Source organism: Amycolatopsis sp. NPDC054798, assembly GCF_053611505.1.
This window is the reverse complement of the sequence record NZ_JBSHAM010000070.1, coordinates 1-1,068: the sequence shown is the minus strand read 5'-3', so window position 1 is coordinate 1,068 and position 1,068 is coordinate 1. Positions and strand designations below refer to the sequence as shown.

1 protein-coding gene is annotated in these 1,068 nt (G+C 68.4%); it reads right to left on the bottom strand.

Features of this window, described 5'->3' with window-relative positions; translation table 11 throughout:
• Positions 1–70: 70 nt before the first annotated feature.
• On the bottom strand, positions 71–928 hold the full coding sequence (locus ACWGIC_RS32790) for an SDR family oxidoreductase (protein ID WP_452079778.1): 858 nt from the start codon (positions 926–928) through the stop codon (positions 71–73).
• Between the last annotated feature and the right edge of the window lie 140 nt (positions 929–1,068).

The following is a 1,068-nucleotide window of genomic DNA, read 5'->3' as shown; positions in this document are numbered from 1 at the left end:
GTCGGAGATGTGTATAAGAGACAGCCCTGAGGGAATCTGATTCCCTCAGGGTTCCCCTCACGGACCGTGGCTATCCGCCGGGCACGGTCTCGCCGCCCAGAGCCGCGAGCACCTCGCCGCTGTAATACGACGACAGCCGGTTCGAAGCGAGAAACACATACGACGGCGCGAGATCGTCCGGATGGGCCGCCCGCTGGAACGGAGCCTGCAGACCGAACTTCTCCACCTTCTCCGGCGGGAACGTCGACGGGATCAACGGTGTCCACACCGGACCCGGCGCGACGCAGTTCACCCGGATCCCCCGGTCGGCGAGCGCCTGCGCCATCGCGTACGTCCAGGCGTGGATCGCGCCCTTCGTCGCCGAGTAGTCGATCAGGGATTTGTTGCCGCGCAAGCCGTTCACCGAACCGGTGTTGATGATCACGTCGCCGTCGCCCAGATGCGGCAGCGCGGCGGCAGTCACCCGGAAGTAGCTGTGCAGGTTGACGTCGAAGGTGTGCATCCACTGCTCTTCGGTCAGGTCCTCGGGGCGGTCGACCGGCCACTGCGTCGCCGCGTTGTTGACCAGGATGTCCAGTCCGTCCAGTTCGGACAGAGTGCTGTCGACGATCTCCCGGCAGTGGCTCGCGTCGGCGAGATCGCCGGGAAGCAGCACGCATTCCCGGCCCTCGGCGCGCACGCGATCAGCGGTGTACTCGGCGTCTTCGTGCTCGTTGAGATACGAGATCGCGACGTCCGCGCCCTCTTTCGCGAAGGCGATCGCCACCGCGCGGCCGATTCCGGAGTCGCCGCCGGTGATCAGCGCGCGTTGTCCGGCGAGCAGGCCGCGGCCTTCGTAGTCAGTCATCGAATCGCGCGGCCGCGGGTCCATTTCCGCGGTGGTGCCCGGAGGTTCCTGTTGCTGCGGCGGTCGGATGCGGTCTGCCATGCGGGTTTCCTCCCCGGAAAGTCGGTGCCGTCGCTTTCCGGCTACCCGCTGCGCCGCGGTTCAATCCCAGGGCGGCCGCGCAACCGTCCCCCTGCCCGCGGGTTTGGGGGGCCCGGCCCCCGGCGGCCCCCCCGCCTGGC

What these genes read in the sequence shown, in the direction of transcription:
- ACWGIC_RS32790 (WP_452079778.1), bottom strand. Translation starts at nt 928, where the DNA reads ATGGCAGACCGCATCCGACCGCCGCAGCAACAGGAACCTCCGGGCACC.